This window comes from Gibbsiella quercinecans (genome assembly GCF_002291425.1).
Lineage (GTDB): Bacteria > Pseudomonadota > Gammaproteobacteria > Enterobacterales > Enterobacteriaceae > Gibbsiella > Gibbsiella quercinecans.
This window is the reverse complement of the sequence record NZ_CP014136.1, coordinates 336,310-352,341: the sequence shown is the minus strand read 5'-3', so window position 1 is coordinate 352,341 and position 16,032 is coordinate 336,310. Positions and strand designations below refer to the sequence as shown.

Sequence of the window (16,032 nt, the reverse complement as noted above, 5' to 3'; positions counted from 1 at the left end):
GGCGAAGGTCGTCGGTGCCAGCTACGGGAAAGGGAGATCATCTTGTTCGTAAATATTGACTTCGACGATAAACTGGAAGCTGCCAGTATTTCGTTGGAAGGTTGGGCTCAGCCGCTTGTCGAATTCCTCGCACGGTATTTTACCATCCACAAAGACATGCTTCGTCTGGACTACTCCCACCTATCAACTGAGAACCTCAGGTTTACGGATACGAGTTGGCCATATAATTCGCAAACTGAGCGTGAGCACTTTACGGCCGAATTCGTGGCTGCAGCACAGCAGGGGCAGATAGCGCTGACCTTAAAAATTCTCGGACACGGATCCACGGGGATCGAGAAGTCGTCCTCTATCTTGGACCCAAATTCTTACCGGCGCGCTCAGGATATCTTCTGGGATGGCATACTTAATGGCGATCCCCTGGGCTTACGTGAAATCATTGTGGCGGAAATCGAGCCACGTGCGATTTGGGTTAAATGGTTGCTCGCTAACCGTTCATATTCTCGGAATAAATATTTGGACGATCAGCAGATCATGAAGGCGTTGGTGGTCAATACGTCCGAGGAAGATTGCATCTATGTTCTTCAACTAGTCGACCCTCATCAGGGGGCGAATGCTTGGGCTTTCGAACAACTGGTCCAGCAGTATTGGCATCGTGTACGCGACTACTTGGAAAAAAATATCGACATGACGTCGGACTATTCAAACCGCGGAATGCTTGAGTTCGTCTCCTCTCTATTTGCGCATTCGCCGACAGTGCAGACATCCCGGTGGGCTTGCGAACAGGTTTTTGAACGAGCAGATCCGTCAGTCTTTCCTGAGCTAATCCAACATTGCCGCGCGATATTGCCGGAGGATGTACGTAATCTGTTCCTGCGCTGGAACATCCGTTCGAAGAAAGAGAAGAAAGACAATATCAAGGATTGCGTTGCCAAGGCCTTCTCTAGGCTTACTACATTGTCCGTGGACACTATACCCTCGGACCTCGCACTTGCGGCGGCTTGGTACGGGTTTGGAGACCCAGCGCGGTCTAGTCAGCAAAGCGTCGTTGCCAGCCTCAGAGAATTGCCATCCCCGGCGTGGGATCGAGAAACGCTGTGGACCCAACTAGGCCCGGACGCCCGCGAGGCCTGGCGGCAGGATCTGTTCGATCAGGTGAATGAGGAACCTGAGTTAGCCCAGGGGCTCCTCAATTTTGCCTGCCTTTGGCTCGAGCAGACGGCATTCGCCGAAGTCGAGCCAGTGCTTTTGCGATTAATGGATGACGAGGAGCATCTGGCGTTTGCGAATCGGCTTGTTGGCACTCATGTACGGCAACTACAACTGAGGGGCAAGGGACTACTACGGTCCAAGCAAGGGGCACTGGATCTGGAGGGGCCAGTTGGCCGAGGCGAGGGTGCTACTGCGTTGCCTAGCGTAGGAGCCCAAACTTGGCTGAGCGACCCTTCCGTGGAGCGCGTCATCCATAGGGCGCTTAGCCAGATTGAGGAAGCATTTTGTCGCGAATATTCGGAGACCTGGGGAGAGGACGAGGAGGTCCATACGGCGCGCCTCCTGGCTCTGACAAAGGAGGCGATTGGCAACGCGAGCAGCCAGTTGCGCCAACTCTCGGTTACGACGCGGGCGACGTATCCGAGCCTGACAGTGAAGGTGCGTCAACCCAGCAAGCGAGAGGAAGGGGCGAACACACCAGCTGGGGCTCCGCTGGGGGCAGACGTGCTGTTCCTGAGCCGTATCGTGGACAAGGGGGAAACAGTGGTCCAGCGTGCGACCCTTATGCAGGTGAAAAAGCGCAAAGGCACTAATTCGGGACGGGCCTTCAGTTCGACGGTAGGCATCGACCTGAAGCAGTGCGAGGACATACTCAAGCAGTCAGAACACGCCTACTACCTATTCACGACTCCGGCCTCGCCTCGCCCGGTTCTCTGGGTTGCCCCAGCGCGGCTCGTCAGAAATTTGACCCAATTGCACACGAGCAAATCCACGGTTTTGGCGATGCAGGTGCGCGACGCTAGCTGCTCCTACGCGGATTTTTTTCTGCACGAGCTTGTTGGCCTGTGGGCTGGCGACGAGCATGAGGACATCATCGCCGTCGCCAACGGCGATCCTCGGCTTGGGCGAACACCTCGCCACATTGTTGAAATCGAGGTTCGCCGCCAATCTGATTAATGCTTCGGGGAGAAATTCATGCTCCAACTATAGGGCAGGATCGTCTACCGAGGCGGGGGCAGTCCAGTCTAATTGACCTACACCCCGTTGATTGCCACAGATTGTTCTCATTAACGTCCGCTCTTGGCACAGAGCTGCCTGTCAAATTAGGCTTGGCCCTGTGTCGTAGTTGTGTCAGGTCAAGTCTGAGTTAATACAAATTATCAGTATCTTTCTGAAGCGTCTGCAGCCGCTGTTCCAGGCTATCCAGTCTTTCTTCGAGTTCATGGCTCTGCTGCTCAATATCTTCCAGTGTTTCTGACAGCACATCACGTAGCAGCACAAAATTTGCGTGCAGGGCGTACACAAAATCGTGGCCGCGAACCAGTAATGCTTCGCGCGGTATGTCCTGCAATGCGGAATGCGTCATCCATGTCACCAGCGCTTTTGCGCTCATTTCGGTCAGTACGTCCGAAAGTCGGTCAGTTTTTCTGTTCATTCTGGACTCCTGTCTGTTCTGATGTTGGGGAGTATTTCGGTAGGGCATTACTTCCGGTCGTTGCGCTGCTGGTGGGCTGATTGGGGCAGTTGGTGATACAGAACAACTATATGCAGTTGCCTAAATCCAGCCGTTGCAACTCGTCGAGCGTGTAGATGCGGAAGACATTTCGGTGGCGGGTTTCAAGCGGGATGTGCTGATGGTTAACGATGACGTGCCGGATACTGTCAAACAGCCGTTCAAGACCGCGCTTTTTCTGCGGGTCGGGCACGATATAAAAAACGTAAATCCAGTCTTTACGGGTCCGGGCCAGTAAATGGCTGGCGATGATCGACTGATAACGGGCTCTGGTTTTCAGGCGACGCTCGGTCTCAATAGCGATCACGGTGCCGCCGGGCAGGGTGATCAACCCGTCCGGGCGATGACCGACCTGATACCGGCTGAGGAAGGTTGTGCGATCGCCATTGATCCACCCTGACGCGCCTTTTTTCTCAAGGGTGATGCGGGCTGCCTGATTATCAAGGTGATGCTCCAGCGTCCAGCCGGTAATTTTTGAAGGCTCAAACCGCGCCGGGAAAAGCACATCGTCGGGAGTTAACACAACGGCCAGTCCGTCACTGGTTATGCCCCACAATGAAATTTTCATGGTGCGCGATACCAGGACGTGCTTTTGTATTAACCCCATGCCCTCGACTTTTGAAAGCAGGGAATATAGCGATTTATGGTCTCTGAAGCCAAATAGCAGCATCAGCGTTTTAAAGTCACTGTACGTCTCTTCTTTCAGAAAATTCAGAAGTCGTTGTATTTTTTCGCGGTGCCGCGTCTGGCGTTCGCTGTATGCGGTGATAAGCATCATTCCCCCTTTAAAAGTCCAGCAATGACGGGTTTTCTTCTTTATCGGCATTCGGTGTTGTCGTGTTTTTTTCGTCCGTATCAAAAAAAAGATCGGGCCGCGTTGTGGTGATATCCGGCGTTGATGCCGGTCCGGGAGACGTTTCCTCCTCGCTAAAATCCAAGGCGATGTTTACCGTTGCGGCGGTGGCGGCAATGGCGGGCGACACGGTGCAGATCTCCAGTTCGCGTTTTCTCACCCTGATGGGCGAAATCAGAGAGGCCGACGGGAGTGTTTTTGTCGTGAAGATGAAGCTGACAAAATCGGGTAGGTTCAGGATCATATTGCTGTCGGTAAAAAAACGCTCGGCCTGCCTGATGGTGCGTTCATCGTCGATAGTCTCTGTCAGCACGGCGTCGGTTTTCGCTTTGCGGACCTCATCATCGACTAATATGGTGCCGGACATCCTTGCCACCCATTCAGCGGTATCCGGGTCCATGACACGGTAAACCAGTTTGAATTTGGCGTTCTCAACGACAGCGCCGACAACAGCGTCCCCTTTCAAATCTGCCGGGCAGTCTTTTAAATCGTCAATCGACTGATGGTCCATAATAATATGCACGCCTTTATCGCGTGCCGCGCCTAAGCCTTCCAGCGCGGGTCTGGATAAATGGTATTTCAGCTCGGAAAGATAAATAGCAATAGGGCGGGGAACGTCTTTCACTCGCTCGCGCCTTTCTGCCAACTGGTACAGGCGAACCAGCAACATGCGCTGAGCGGTAATGATTTTGCTGTTGCGCATTGAGCCAATCACATAACAGCAACCGCCTTCCTCAAATATCGTATTAAGCGAAAATCCGGTGGGGGCATTAATGGCATTGAGTAAAGCCAGCTCTTCAATTTTCCCGAAAAAGGCTTTTATTTTATCTGCAATGCCCTGAACGTAGTCTCCGTTATACACATCCCGAATGGTTGAGGCAGTATTACGGGTGACAAACTGCGCGGCTATTCGTGCCGCTTTCCGGTCGTCAATCCGGTAAAAGTCCGACTCCTGGCCTTTTTCCGCCAGACTGAAACCGGCAACAAAAAGCTCTTCCAGTTCATCGGCGGTGATCTCTTCAATCAGGTTTAACTGGTATTGGGGTTTTCGCAGGTCAATCAGGGCAAAAGGTTTACCGGCATCCTCGCAGGCTTTGCGGTAAAGGTGCGGAGCCCATTCATCATCCTTGGGGTCCATCACAAATACGCCTTCACCGGCCAGAATACTTTGATAAAGTAATATCCCGGTGGCAACGCCCTTACCGGCACCGGTGGTGCCGATAATATCCGCGTGTTGTTTTTGCCAGTCTTTTAACGGCAAATACATCGGCTGAATATCTCGGTCAATGCCGATAAATAACCCTTTGTTCAGGTCGATATAATCCAGCGGGTCATAATGCAGCGTTTCCGGCAGCAGGGATTTTACCGTGCGGACATCGGTGCGCAATTCCCGTTCAAGCGTGGTTTTCCTCACGAGGTGTTTCTTTATTTTGTCTAATTCAGGGGTTAATACCCTTCGCAGCAGAATATGCAAAATAAAACCCGATACAGTAAAGATAATCAGCACCGGCCATGCCAGAACGGGAATGCTGGCGACTACCCGCCCTTGATAAAGCCACTGGAAAATCCAGATAAGTACCGGCCCCATGGTACCGGAAAGAAAACACAGCAGGGAAAAAGCAATAATCAGCTTTTGCCACAGCGGGGCTTTTTGCCGTTCATCGCTTTTCATCGAGGCGAAAAACGGCATCGTCAGCCCCGATAACAGCGCCAGCATCAGCTGATGCTGTTGCATAAAAGCCATGAAGTTCAGCGCGCCATTCACTATCGGCGACAGTGAAACGGCCAGCTTATTCAAAATCACGATGCCTCCTTCGTCAGCAGTTGGCCCCATGACGTCGCCCCATTAATTCGCCCCACGGTGTTGGGCGAAAAGGCGGGGCGAACGTCAGGGACGGAGAAGGTGGCCGCGATGCGGCCATGTGCAGGAAAGCATGCTCCCCTGCACCAAACGGCGTGCGCCAGTTCATGCGGGCTGGACGCCCTTATGATATGTCACATGGGGGTAATGTCGCGGCTGGACGCCGCGGCAAAACCCCCAACGTCAACGGCGGCACACCGTCGCCCGCTACGCGCGACCACCCCCTTTGAGACGCCGTTTTTCGCCTATTTTTTCTTTTGTCCGTTCCGGCCAAGCGAAAAAATGGGAAAACGCCTTCAAAGAGGGTGGTCGCGTCACGCTACCGGCTTTTTGCCGGAGACTTAGCCGCGACGGTGTGCGGGGCTGCGCCCCCCAAATAAACCGCTATCGTGGGCGATAGCTTTTCGCTCGCTGGGGCGGCGAAATTTATTCGGCTCCCCCCGGCCAGCTCGGTTCACCTGGGGGTGAACGCTCGCCGGTGGGTTCGGCGACGCAAATTAGCCATTTCTGCGAAATTGAATTTACTCGCCTCATGCCACGTTTAATTCCATGACTGAGCATGGAATTAAACGCCGAAAATCGTTGTCTGCGTGCATTGTTATTATTTTTAGCGGTTGATGTTTGTGAACCGGTGGAATTAACAATCTTATGGATTGAATTTCACCGGCAGGACTGACGAGTAATCAGAACATATCCGGCAGGAATTGAGAGGCTTTCATTGCGATCGCTCCTTTTATCCGTTCGTGGGATTTGGTCAGCCGCTTATACGACCCAAGCGCGATAATATTTGACTGACGGCGGCCGGATCTGCGCTGGCGCACTGTGTGAAAAAAATCCCGGCGCATAGTAAACACCTTGTCCGGGTTGAAGCTGTTGGCGAAGAAGAAGCGCATCGCCGCCGACTTTGAGGTGCCTTGCCTGCTGGTGCCCGACGCTTCGGCCCGTACCGTCAGCTTCGCGGAAAACCTGCTGGCGACGCTACGCTCGATGGCGGCATGGCCTTCTCGCTAGTGCCGTGGAAGCCGGTGATCGAACAGCTGCTGGGCCAACAGCTCGCCGCCATGATGCGCGTCCGTGGGGGGGCGTGGGAAATCGGGCGGCCACAAGGCATAACCATTTCCTGACCGTTTACCCCTCTGTTACTACATATGTATCCAGCGATAGCAAGCTGATGCCAACCGGATCATTCCCGCTTCCCTCGCTTTTTTGAAACGTTCCCCGAGCGCGGGGCGGCCATTCCCGCAAGCCCTACAGCGGTGGCTTGAAGCAGATGACGGAGACGAGGGCCGAAGTCGAGTGCAACATGCCCCCATTCCGGTACTTGTTCGTATAGCCGGGCGAGCGTCGGCGTCGGATGTGATACCTGCCAGAAGCCGGCAGCCAGCATGATCGTCGTCGCCAGCAAATTCTGTATCTGTTCGGTGGTCATACTGCTGGCCTGAACCAGCGCGGCCACGATGTCGTCATGGGCGGCGAACGCGTTAGTCTTGTAGCGGCGAGCGCGCTCCATGTCCACACTACCTTCCAGACTCAGCGTCACATGGGTTAAGAGGTCGCAGAAGACCGGGAGAGAAGTGATGGTATCGGCAACGACTTCTGCAACATCTTTCGACTCCAAGCCCGCCTGATTACACAACCCGGCTCTGATCGCATCGCGCCACTGGTACCAGCCACGCTCCGCCAGTTCGAGGAACAGTTCCTCCTTGTTGGCGTAATAGCGCCGCACGCCCGTTCGGTGCAAGCCCGCATGCTCGGTAACCGCCGCGACCGTCACGAAGCGCACGCCTCCCAGTTCCTGGGCAAGGGACTCGGCTGCGTCGAGCAAATCCTCGGAACGCTGCTGCTTATCTTCGACTGAACGGGCTCTCTCTCTCATGCCTCGATGTTAACGCATCCTAACGTGCGTTACACGAGGAATCGTGCTATCGTCCACTTAACGCATCACAATGTGCGTTAAAAATTGGCGCACGCTCCCACAAACCGTCTCGCAAAGGAAAGTCCTATGAAGGCCGTTCAAACTACCCGGTTCGGAGACCCAACCGTCCTCGTCGTTACGCAGTTGCCCGATCCGACACCCGGTCCAGGTGAAATCGCCATCGACGTCACTCATGCTGCGGTTGGGCTTGTCGATGTCTTCTTCCGTCAAGGGCACTTCAAAGACGTACCGGGAATGGCTCAGCCACCCTTCATTCCGGGTCTTGAAGTGGCAGGTACGGTGCGTGCGCTTGGCGAGGGCGTCACCGGCTTCACGGTTGGCGAACAAGTCGTTTCGATGTCAGCGGGTACTGGCATCGGCGGCTATGCCTCCGTATACATCGCCCCGGTGCGCGGCGTCGTGTCGATCGAAGGCACCGGCATAGATCCGGCTCTCGCTGTCGCGGTCATACCCAACGCGGCGATGGCGCATGTTGCCCTGACTCAAGTTGCGCATCTATCCAAAGGCGAGAGCGTGCTCATTCATGGCGCGCTCGGTGGCTTTTCCGCTGCATTTCCGGGGATTGCCAGGCAGCTCGGTGCGTCTCGTGTGGTGGGTACGGTACGCCCAAGCAAGCTGGATGCCGCAGCGGACACGAAGCTACCCTATGACCGGATCGTCGATTCCAACGAATTGCCAGGAATTCTCGGTGACGAGAAGTTCGACATCATCATCGACCCTGTCGGTGGCGCAGTCCGCAGCCACAGCTTCGCGTTGATGAAGCCAGGTAGTCGGCTCATCGTCGTTGGGAATGCCAGCGGTGATTGGGAACACCATGTAAAGACCAACGACCTCTGGCTGGCCAGTTCGACCGTGTCCGGATTCAATGCAGGCGCCTACCTACCCACGCATCCAGATGTGATCCGTCCCGCGCTTGAAGCCGCGTTGAAGATGGTTGTTTCGGGGCTGGGCGAGACAGCGATCGACGTGCTTCCGTTCGAAAAGGCCGCTACTGCGCACGAACGGATGGAAAGCCGTTCGCTCAATGGCCGCATCGTCCTCACGCCGTAAGCCGCATCTCCGTTCTAAGTGCAGAACGAATCCGAATGGCGAGCAAGAGATATGAAAATTCGGAAACTTCGCTGCGTTATAGCGGTAGCCAAAGAACCAGCCCTGCGCGGTACCAGCCTCGCCATGGAACGGGCGTGCAAAAGGCCGGCGACTCAATCTTGCTAGTTCATATCTCGGCTTTCAAATTTGCGAAAGTCTCTTCCAGTAATTTAGCTACCGGTCGCTTGCCACTTTGCTTACCCCAGGCTTCAAGGGCAAGGCGCATGGCACCAATGGAAACCATCGCAACGATGCGTAGGGAGGAACGACGTTCTGGTTGCCGCCACACTTCGCACAAGGTGTCGTAAAGCGATTCTTCCTGCATTGCATAAGCGGCCTGTTTTCGTGCCATGAGTGCTTCGCTCGCACGCATCACCCGGTCGATGGCAATCATTTTGCTGGATTCGTACTGGGATACGTGATTGACCATCGTCTTGCGCACCGCATCCAATGGGGCTTCATCTGGTGACACTTTGAGTAGCTCCGCTCTCATTGCATCCCATACCCCTGCCTGCCAGGCAATGACGATGTCTTCCTTGGATTTGAAGTAGGAAAAGAAGGTACGCCGGGAGATCCCGGCTTCCTCAGCGATGGCGTCGAGCGTTGTGCCGTCATACCCGTTAGCCAAAAAAAGCTTCAATCCGGTTTCGATGATGCGCAGCCGCGTTTCGCGCTGCTTTCGTTCGCGCCGGCCTTCCTTAGGGGGACGGCCAATGAATTCCGACGTCACGTAATTTTCCTCTTGCGAAAATGCACTGAGTGCATTAATGTGTGCACCTAGTGTAACACTCACAACCTTTGAAGGGCAAGATCATGACAACGTGGAAGACATCGGACATACCGTCTCAAAGCGGCCGCACGGCCGTCGTCACGGGTACTGGCGGCCTCGGGCTTGAGGACGCCATTGCTCTCGCCGCTGCCGGAGCGGAGGTAATCATTGCGGGCCGCAACCTGGCCAAGGGGAAAGTGGCCGTTGCGAAAGTTCGCCAGGCCGCGCCCGACTCGTCCGTGTGCTTCGAAGTGCTCGATCTTGCCAACATCGAATCCATCACGGCCTTCGGATCACGCCTGCGGGCAAAGCGGCAAAGCCTTGATCTTCTCATCAACAACGCTGCTGTGATGATGCCTCCGCAACGCAAGGTCACAGACGATGGCTTTGAGTTGCAGCTCGGCACGAATTACCTTGGTCATTTCGCTCTGACCGCCCAACTGCTTCCCCTATTGCGCAACGGCCACAATCCTCGCGTCGTTACCCTTTCCAGCATCGCCAGTCGCAACCGCGATGCCTCGATCAACTTTGACGACCTGCAAGCGGAACGCGAATACAAGCCGATGACTGTTTATGGGCAGTCGAAACTGGCCTGCCTGATGTTTGCCCTGGAATTGCAACGCAGAAGCGATGCGGCTGGTTGGGGTATCTCCAGCATGTCAGCTCATCCGGGTATTTCCCGCACAGACCTGCTGCCGAACGGAGCGGGCCCGAATAGCGTACTGGGGCTTTGGCGAAAGTACCTTTGGTTCATGTTTCAGCCCGCAGCCCAGGGCGCACTGCCTACACTTTTCGCCGCCACTTCACCGGAGGCGAAAGGCGGGACCTATTACGGTCCTGACAAACTCGGCGAAACGCGAGGTTCACCTGCGATCGCAAAGATTCCTGAGCGAGCGCTGGACATCAATGTGGCCTCTCGGCTTTGGGGTGTCTCCGAAGAACTGACGGGCATGACATTCGGTGCGGCGAGTACGGACCTCTCCAATGTGCCCCCGTTTTCCTGACAGTCCGTCTCATGATTCTGCCTGAGATGCATGACGAATAGTAATCCAGACTCCACGTCACAATCACGGCTGCCGCCGCTGTTGCCGGTGGCTTTGCCATACAGACACAACACAATTTCGCAGGGATCGGCCGCAAATGACGGAGCGGAAAAGCCGACGGCAAGGCACAGGAGCGTCGCCGCGATAACGGTATTTTTCATGGTGGTATCCTTTTATTGCAGAAGATAAAGGCCGGGTGAATTGCGAACGTGGATGACAGTCGAGTTCAGCGGTAAAAATAAATCACGGTGGAATGACTGGCGAGGCGGTCAGTTGCTTTAGGTTGATAAGTCACGACGGCGCGATAACCGTGTTTTCTCAGCCAGGACTTCGCCCTGAAATAACTCGCCCCATCGGGCGTATTGACGACAACCTGTTTTGAGTGCGCGACGGCATACCAGACGCCGGTCGGATATATGGCTTCAGGGCTGAAAACGATGGACGTTGACCAGCGGCCGTCGACGTCGGGGGACGATACGATAATACGATTTTCCGACCACTGCGGGAGCGTGGCGTTAACGGCCGCGCCGGGTGTATCCCATGCGGGCTGAACGGGCTCTGGCGGCGATGCGCAGCCGGAGAGCATCACCAGCGCCGCACCGGCATACAGTATTTCAACGATTCGCCTCATTAAAGACCTCCTTCATGCTGTTCAGATGAAGATGTTTAAAATAAATCGCGCCCATGCGGCGAATATCGCCGTGAATATCGACGCTGACGATGACGTCCACGCTGTTAAGCACCTTGCGCAGCAGGACCGAAAACGGGATATTTTGGCAGTCAGGATGTTCGTAGCAGCGGTCGATGATCCCTTCGATGCAGGCTTCAGGGCTGCCCGCGTGCATAGAGGTGATGAGTCCCTCATGGCCGGAGCCGACGATTTTTAGCGCGTCCCAGGCTTCTTTTCCGCGAATTTCCGCCAGCAAAATCCGATCCGGATTCATGCGGTAATTGGCCCGGATCAGCCTGCCGGGGCTGACGATGGCATCCTCCCCGGCGTCCGCCGGGTAAAACAGATGGACATAATTGGCGTGGCGGTAAAAGCGGATTTCGGGGTTGTCTTCGATGGTGGTCAGTCTGAGATGCGGCGGAATATAGTGCAGCAACGTTTTCATATAGGTGGTTTTACCCGACCCGGTTTCGCCGACGATAAATAGCGTCTTACCGTATTCAACCGCCTTTTCGATAAAGCGGGGGATCTCCCCGCGATTATAGTAACCGGCCAGTTCATCCTCTTTACTTTCCGTTTGCTCCTTGCCGGTCACCCGGTGATAAAAACCGGCGTTTATCCAGGACTGATGCGTTTTTTGCTCGAATGAGGGCTTGCGCAGCGTGATGGAAACGGTGTCGCGCTCGCAGGCCGGGGGAACAATGGTCTGGATACGCTCGCCCGATGCCAGCGTGGCGGACAGGATCGGCGAGGTATCATCCACGTTGTCCTCATTCCAGGAGGCCAGTGCTTTGGCGAAAGCGTAGCACTGACGCAGCGTAACCGGGGCGTCGTGCCTTTGCCATTTTCCGCGTATTTTGGTGTGGATCTCGCCGGGACGGTTAATGGCGATTTCGGTCAGGCCCGCCAGCGGCAGAAAATCGCCGAACAGCCGGTTTTTCATGAACTCAAGAGACAGGTTGTCAGCGCTCATACCACCTCGTTTTCAGCCGCAGTTGATAGACAGAAGAGAAATCGATATCCGTACCGGTCATGATGCCGATCACATCGCCCTGGTTCAGGTACATCGTGGGCGGGATATTGATGCTGTTTTCCAGCGTCGTTTTCGCCATTTCCGCCGTGGCCGCGCGGGTGTTTTCGGTGTAGTCGGTATTGCGGTCTTTGCCCGGTGCCGAATCCGACGCCGCAGCGGCCACGTCTTGTACGGTACTCAGCATCAGGGCATTGCCGAACCGTTCCCAGAAATGGGTATCGATCCAGCCGGCAATACCGGCTTCACCTAATTGGCCGCTAGCCTGCGTATCGATCAAGGGAATTTGTAGCTGGCCGGGCGTGCGCAATTCCGTCCAGATGACAAACATCCGGCTGCGGCCGTGTTGCAGCGCGCCGGTGCGATAAATGCCCCTGGCGATGGTGCCCGCCGGGATCAGCTTCACATGGTTGCTGGCGCTGTAAACGTCCTCGCTGATAAGGCAGGAAAGTGTGCCGCCCACGTCGGACACGAAGCGCCGCATCATTGAGCAGGGAATATAGCGGTCAACCGGGATATAGAGGTCCGGATCGAGGGGCAGTCGTTGAACGCCAGTGATTTTCGCCGCGCCAGGATTGTCGTCTCCGGTTGCCGGTGTGTCGGCGTCTTGGCAGCGTAGCCGGCCGTCGCTGCCTTTGACCATCACCGATTGACACGGCGTATAGGCGTCTGACGTTGCCGGATGGCTGGGCGTGCCTGCATCGCCGGGCGATCCATTTTGACTCGGGCTTGTATTGCTGCGCTGAGTCGTCGCCGGAGCGTTGTTCATCCCGTTCGCCAGTGCGGCGGCCTTGTTTAAAGCGGGCGGCTCAGGTGGTAACGGCGACACTTCGTCCTGAGCCTGACGGCTGTCGGCGGGCGTTTCCGATTTCCCCTGTTCGAACAGGCCGAATGGATTGCTGTCCAGCCCGAGGTTTTTGCGCTCATTGCGTGCCGCGCCGGATGAGGGCGGCGGTGCGGTCTTCGCCGTTTTATTCTCGTCCTTCTTCAGCATGCCAAGAAAATGGTCGCCGCCGAGCGCCAGCGCCATCAGTAAGGTCAGGCTCAGCAGGCTGACCAGCAGCGTCCGTCGGCCGGTTTTTTTGCGAAAACGCGTAACTTCGGGCTGGCCGGGGGGCGTTTTCTGCTCCGGCGTCTGGCTGGCCATTGCCGCGCGGGCGCGTTTGCGGGCCTCGGCTTCGAGCTCGGCCGTGGTTTTTTGCGCGTCTTCCGGGGTAGATTTATCGGTCATTTGGCCTCCAGCGTGACGCCGGGGGAGACGGTGTCACCGTTAGCCACGGTCGCGTCGCCGAATGCCGTGTTTTCAATCCCGACTACCGCATTGCCGTAGCGCAGCACCAGGCGCGGCGACAGAGAACGCACCACCATTACGGTGTAATTGCCCTGGCTGACAACTCGGGGCGTCACCGCCTGCTCCCGGCCGTTAACGACCGTAAAGGCGGAGGGCAGGATTTTGGCGGGCGAAAAGCCGAGGTAGGTAAAGCGGCCGTCATCGTAAGTGAAGTCCGGCGCAATGGACGCCGAACCTTCCGCCACCCGTTTGGTGTAATACCAGTTGCGCGGCGTGGCGGCCTGCCGAAATGCCGCCGCTATCTGTTGCTTTTCCTGTATTTCCTGAAGCTGTTTCAGGCGGGCGGCGCTGGCTGCGACGGATTGCCGGCGGGCTTCAGCCGGATAGCGATAGCGGATAACGAAGGCCTGCGCGGGCGAGTCGTGCTCCAGCACGTTCAGCTCCAGGCTGTAATCGCGTTTTGACGTCACGACGAAAAGGTTGGTTTTCCAGTCCCTCGCGGTCGGCAGGAACACCTGACTGACGTTATTGCCGTTGGCATCGGTCACCGGCTGGGTGATGGGGCTGGGGCTGACGCCCACCCGGTTATCGCTCTTGGTTACTGTCCAGCCTTTGGGAAAACCCGCCTGCGCGTCGATAACGGTTTCATCGTCGTCAAATAGCAGCGTAGTGACGTAGCCGGGGCGGGTGTTCACAACGGTGGCGTTCTGGCTGTTATATGACACGTTCTGCATCCGGCTGTCATATGCGCTTCCGCGCGGCGTCGCCGCACCCCAGGCTGCGAATGCCGTCAGGAAAAAAACACCGGTCAGCATTGTTTTCAGCATCATTCGCTCCTTAACTCTTTATCGCGTTGGTAGCTGGTGACGATGAACCCCAGCGGGTTCACTTCACGCTGGCTGTCCGTCAGTTGTTTACGAGGAAGGTAGCGGTAGGTCAGGCGGATATTCCAGACATCGGTTTTCACCGAATTATCCGCAACGCGGCGAATGGTTCGCTTGATGCGTAACGTCGCCAGACGGTCGGGGGCGGTGGCGGGCGCATGAACGTTGGAAATAATGTCGATAGCGACGACATATTCCGCTTTGTTGAAAATAACGTCCGGCGCCATGTCGCCGTTAAATCCGTCCAGATAATCCTTATTCACGTCGTCGCTGTTGAATAACTGCACGTCGTCATAATCGCGCTGAAGGGAAAAATAGTTATAGCCTTCGCGGCGTTTGACATAATTTGCGGCCAATGCGTGCGCCAGCGATGCTTCGGTGGCAATATCCCGCTCTTTAATGCGGGTCATATAGTCATAACGCCCGGTTTGTTTATCCACCGACCAAAGTTCGATTTCGGTGGTTTTCAGCGGCAGCAGAATAATAATGGCTGCAATCGCCATTGCGGCCAGAACAAATCCGACCGCCGCCATCAGCCAGGCCACTTTTTTCTCGCGGATGTCTTTTTCCAGAATGGCCGATTCAAAGCTTCTGGATGCATCAATGATGTTGTTAACCTCGGACATGGTTTGTCAGCTCCTGAATAATGGCCGGGGAGTTCATTGGCTGAACGTCGCCGGATACCGGCGGCAGGCTGTCGTTATGCTGCGCGCAGCCCGTGAGTGCGCATAGCATCAGCAGAAAGAGGCTGGATTTCATATCGATTCCTCTGTTTGACGGATACAGGGATGTCGCACCGGCAGCGATCGCTACGGCGCAATGTGGATATGTGGATTAGGGAAGGATCAGCGGTTACGCTGCTGGTTGAAACGCTTCATGCTCTCTATTGCGGCGGTGCGTTTTTGCCAGGCTGTGACGGTGTTGTTCACGCCGGTACCAATAAGCTGGCCCGCCATAACGCCGCCTTTGGCCGCTAGTCGGGCGCCGGCAGCACCGGCCTTCAGCGTCGGTTTGGCCGCGCCTGGGGATCTTTTTACCAGCCCGCTTATACCGCTCATGGCCGCGCCCTGTAACACGGCCTGAACGGCGATGCCGCCGAGTGCGCTGGCGATTTTTGCCGAGAAGAAAATGATGATGCCGGAGATAATACCGGCAACACAGCATTGAACGCCAAGCGTAATAATATTGGCGTTATCAGCGAAATTAACCGCCTTATCCAATATGCCATTGAGATAGTTAATAACGATCCGGATCGACAACGCCGAAAATAGAATCGTCAGGATGACGGTGAATATGATTTTCAGCCAGTTATTAAACATGGGAATCAAAAAACCATACAGCAGGCAGAAGATAAAAAGTGGGGCGGTGGTAGTCATTAACACTATCGTGAGTTCAGCTAAAAGGTTAACGGCAGAACCGAATAGCAAGGTAACAATAGCGCCGCCCCAGACCAGAAGTTCGGCAAGCCCCCCATTGAGTTTCACATAGGCGGCGTCATCCTGTTGATAGAGTTTTTGCCCGATGGTTTGCGCTTTAATCCAGACGGTATCCAGCAACACCCAGACATTTTCATCACCGCTGACGCCATCTTTTAATCCGTTAATGGCCGAAATAGTGAGATCCAGCCACCCCCCCAAATTTAAAACGAATGTCATGATGAGTAACATGCGCCCGACATCCCAAATGACATCTTCTAGAGGCGTTTGAAGTTTTCCGGCCAGGGTTTGATAACCCCGATATGTGACAAATAACGTGAAGGAGCTGACGGCGATAACGCTTATCATATCGCCGTACACGGAAGTTTGTCCCCGCAGTACGGCATGTAAACCGTCAGTGATCGTGTTGTTCATGCCAACAAACATACCACCTGACATAGATTACCCC

The 16,032-nt window shown here is 55.4% G+C and carries 17 protein-coding genes; 5 read left to right on the top strand and 12 right to left on the bottom strand.

The genetic code is table 11. The features are described from left to right. The first annotated feature begins 42 nt into the window (after positions 1–42). Entirely contained in the window at positions 43–2,166 is a 2,124-nt protein-coding gene (locus tag ACN28Q_RS01780) for a hypothetical protein (protein ID WP_095844755.1), read from the top strand. Positions 2,167–2,356: 190 nt separating this feature from the next. Here the strand turns inward: ACN28Q_RS01780 and ACN28Q_RS01775 are convergent, their stop codons facing one another. The 3 genes from ACN28Q_RS01775 to ACN28Q_RS01765 form a co-directional block, all read right to left on the bottom strand. After that, the gene (locus tag ACN28Q_RS01775) at positions 2,357–2,644 is read right to left on the bottom strand and encodes a hypothetical protein (RefSeq protein ID WP_048762572.1); all 288 of its coding nucleotides are present in this window, start codon (positions 2,642–2,644) and stop codon (positions 2,357–2,359) included. A 106-nt stretch (positions 2,645–2,750) separates the two neighbouring features. Continuing rightward, the gene (gene mobC / locus ACN28Q_RS01770; protein WP_095844754.1) at positions 2,751–3,497 is read right to left on the bottom strand and encodes a MobC family replication-relaxation protein; all 747 of its coding nucleotides are present in this window, start codon (positions 3,495–3,497) and stop codon (positions 2,751–2,753) included. Positions 3,498–3,507: 10 nt separating this feature from the next. After that, positions 3,508–5,379 carry a type IV secretory system conjugative DNA transfer family protein gene (locus tag ACN28Q_RS01765; protein WP_095844753.1) on the bottom strand — a complete coding sequence of 624 codons (1,872 nt, stop codon included), beginning with the start codon at positions 5,377–5,379 and terminating at the stop codon, positions 3,508–3,510. Between the two features lie 912 nt (positions 5,380–6,291). Here ACN28Q_RS01765 and ACN28Q_RS01760 point away from each other — a divergent pair. Both ACN28Q_RS01760 and ACN28Q_RS01755 read left to right on the top strand, forming a co-directional pair. Beyond that, the gene (locus ACN28Q_RS01760; RefSeq protein ID WP_165906987.1) at positions 6,292–6,447 is read left to right on the top strand and encodes a ParB N-terminal domain-containing protein; all 156 of its coding nucleotides are present in this window, start codon (positions 6,292–6,294) and stop codon (positions 6,445–6,447) included. Continuing rightward, positions 6,432–6,560 carry a DUF3363 domain-containing protein gene (locus tag ACN28Q_RS01755; RefSeq protein ID WP_095844752.1) on the top strand — a complete coding sequence of 43 codons (129 nt, stop codon included), beginning with the start codon at positions 6,432–6,434 and terminating at the stop codon, positions 6,558–6,560. Before ACN28Q_RS01760 ends, ACN28Q_RS01755 begins: the two co-directional genes overlap by 16 nt. 59 nt (positions 6,561–6,619) lie before the next feature. Here ACN28Q_RS01755 and ACN28Q_RS01750 read toward each other — a convergent pair whose 3' ends face one another. Next, positions 6,620–7,261, bottom strand: coding sequence for a TetR/AcrR family transcriptional regulator (locus ACN28Q_RS01750; protein ID WP_230469502.1), 642 nt, complete (start codon positions 7,259–7,261; stop codon positions 6,620–6,622). Between the two features lie 177 nt (positions 7,262–7,438). Here ACN28Q_RS01750 and ACN28Q_RS01745 point away from each other — a divergent pair, with 177 nt between their 5' ends. Next, positions 7,439–8,422 (top strand): quinone oxidoreductase family protein, encoded by a 984-nt coding sequence (locus tag ACN28Q_RS01745; protein ID WP_072065868.1) that lies wholly within the window; start codon positions 7,439–7,441, stop codon positions 8,420–8,422. Between the two features lie 166 nt (positions 8,423–8,588). Here the strand turns inward: ACN28Q_RS01745 and ACN28Q_RS01740 are convergent, their stop codons facing one another. Further along, positions 8,589–9,191 (bottom strand): TetR/AcrR family transcriptional regulator, encoded by a 603-nt coding sequence (locus ACN28Q_RS01740; RefSeq protein ID WP_095844750.1) that lies wholly within the window; start codon positions 9,189–9,191, stop codon positions 8,589–8,591. A gap of 83 nt (positions 9,192–9,274) precedes the next feature. On the opposite strand from ACN28Q_RS01740, the gene ACN28Q_RS01735 reads away from it, so the two are divergent. Then, positions 9,275–10,234: an SDR family oxidoreductase gene (locus tag ACN28Q_RS01735; RefSeq protein ID WP_095844749.1), complete on the top strand. Its 960-nt coding sequence runs from the start codon at positions 9,275–9,277 to the stop codon at positions 10,232–10,234. 265 nt (positions 10,235–10,499) lie between these two features. Here ACN28Q_RS01735 and ACN28Q_RS01730 read toward each other — a convergent pair whose 3' ends face one another. From ACN28Q_RS01730 to ACN28Q_RS01700, 7 genes are all read right to left on the bottom strand, one after another. Beyond that, on the bottom strand, positions 10,500–10,904 hold the full coding sequence (locus ACN28Q_RS01730) for a cag pathogenicity island Cag12 family protein (protein WP_095844748.1): 405 nt from the start codon (positions 10,902–10,904) through the stop codon (positions 10,500–10,502). Continuing rightward, positions 10,888–11,916: a P-type DNA transfer ATPase VirB11 gene (gene virB11, locus ACN28Q_RS01725; RefSeq protein ID WP_095844747.1), complete on the bottom strand. Its 1,029-nt coding sequence runs from the start codon at positions 11,914–11,916 to the stop codon at positions 10,888–10,890. Before virB11 ends, ACN28Q_RS01730 begins: the two co-directional genes overlap by 17 nt. Further along, positions 11,906–13,204, bottom strand: coding sequence for a VirB10/TraB/TrbI family type IV secretion system protein (gene virB10 / locus ACN28Q_RS01720; protein WP_095844746.1), 1,299 nt, complete (start codon positions 13,202–13,204; stop codon positions 11,906–11,908). The genes virB11 and virB10 overlap by 11 nt, the downstream gene beginning before the upstream one ends. Then, entirely contained in the window at positions 13,201–14,094 is an 894-nt protein-coding gene (virB9, locus tag ACN28Q_RS01715) for a P-type conjugative transfer protein VirB9 (RefSeq protein ID WP_095844745.1), read from the bottom strand. Before virB9 ends, virB10 begins: the two co-directional genes overlap by 4 nt. Then, the gene (locus ACN28Q_RS01710; RefSeq protein ID WP_048638362.1) at positions 14,091–14,774 is read right to left on the bottom strand and encodes a VirB8 family type IV secretion system protein; all 684 of its coding nucleotides are present in this window, start codon (positions 14,772–14,774) and stop codon (positions 14,091–14,093) included. Before ACN28Q_RS01710 ends, virB9 begins: the two co-directional genes overlap by 4 nt. Continuing rightward, a complete protein-coding gene (locus tag ACN28Q_RS01705) occupies positions 14,761–14,907 on the bottom strand; it encodes a hypothetical protein (protein WP_048638363.1) in 147 nt (48 codons plus the stop codon). Before ACN28Q_RS01705 ends, ACN28Q_RS01710 begins: the two co-directional genes overlap by 14 nt. An 86-nt stretch (positions 14,908–14,993) precedes the next feature. After that, positions 14,994–16,022, bottom strand: coding sequence for a TrbL/VirB6 family protein (locus ACN28Q_RS01700; RefSeq protein ID WP_095844744.1), 1,029 nt, complete (start codon positions 16,020–16,022; stop codon positions 14,994–14,996). Positions 16,023–16,032 lie beyond the last annotated feature (10 nt).

Excerpts from the sequence above, each read along its gene's own strand:
- mobC (WP_095844754.1), bottom strand. The coding sequence starts at position 3,497 with ATGCTTATCACCGCATACAGCGAACGCCAGACGCGGCACCGCGAAAAA.
- ACN28Q_RS01735 (WP_095844749.1), top strand. The coding sequence starts at position 9,275 with ATGACAACGTGGAAGACATCGGACATACCGTCTCAAAGCGGCCGCACG.
- ACN28Q_RS01705 (WP_048638363.1), bottom strand. The coding sequence starts at position 14,907 with ATGAAATCCAGCCTCTTTCTGCTGATGCTATGCGCACTCACGGGCTGC.
- virB11 (WP_095844747.1), bottom strand. The coding sequence starts at position 11,916 with ATGAGCGCTGACAACCTGTCTCTTGAGTTCATGAAAAACCGGCTGTTC.
- ACN28Q_RS01710 (WP_048638362.1), bottom strand. The coding sequence starts at position 14,774 with ATGTCCGAGGTTAACAACATCATTGATGCATCCAGAAGCTTTGAATCG.
- ACN28Q_RS01745 (WP_072065868.1), top strand. The coding sequence starts at position 7,439 with ATGAAGGCCGTTCAAACTACCCGGTTCGGAGACCCAACCGTCCTCGTC.
- ACN28Q_RS01775 (WP_048762572.1), bottom strand. The coding sequence starts at position 2,644 with ATGAACAGAAAAACTGACCGACTTTCGGACGTACTGACCGAAATGAGC.
- ACN28Q_RS01730 (WP_095844748.1), bottom strand. The coding sequence starts at position 10,904 with ATGAGGCGAATCGTTGAAATACTGTATGCCGGTGCGGCGCTGGTGATG.
- virB9 (WP_095844745.1), bottom strand. The coding sequence starts at position 14,094 with ATGATGCTGAAAACAATGCTGACCGGTGTTTTTTTCCTGACGGCATTC.
- virB10 (WP_095844746.1), bottom strand. The coding sequence starts at position 13,204 with ATGACCGATAAATCTACCCCGGAAGACGCGCAAAAAACCACGGCCGAG.
- ACN28Q_RS01700 (WP_095844744.1), bottom strand. The coding sequence starts at position 16,022 with ATGTCAGGTGGTATGTTTGTTGGCATGAACAACACGATCACTGACGGT.
- ACN28Q_RS01755 (WP_095844752.1), top strand. The coding sequence starts at position 6,432 with ATGGCCTTCTCGCTAGTGCCGTGGAAGCCGGTGATCGAACAGCTGCTG.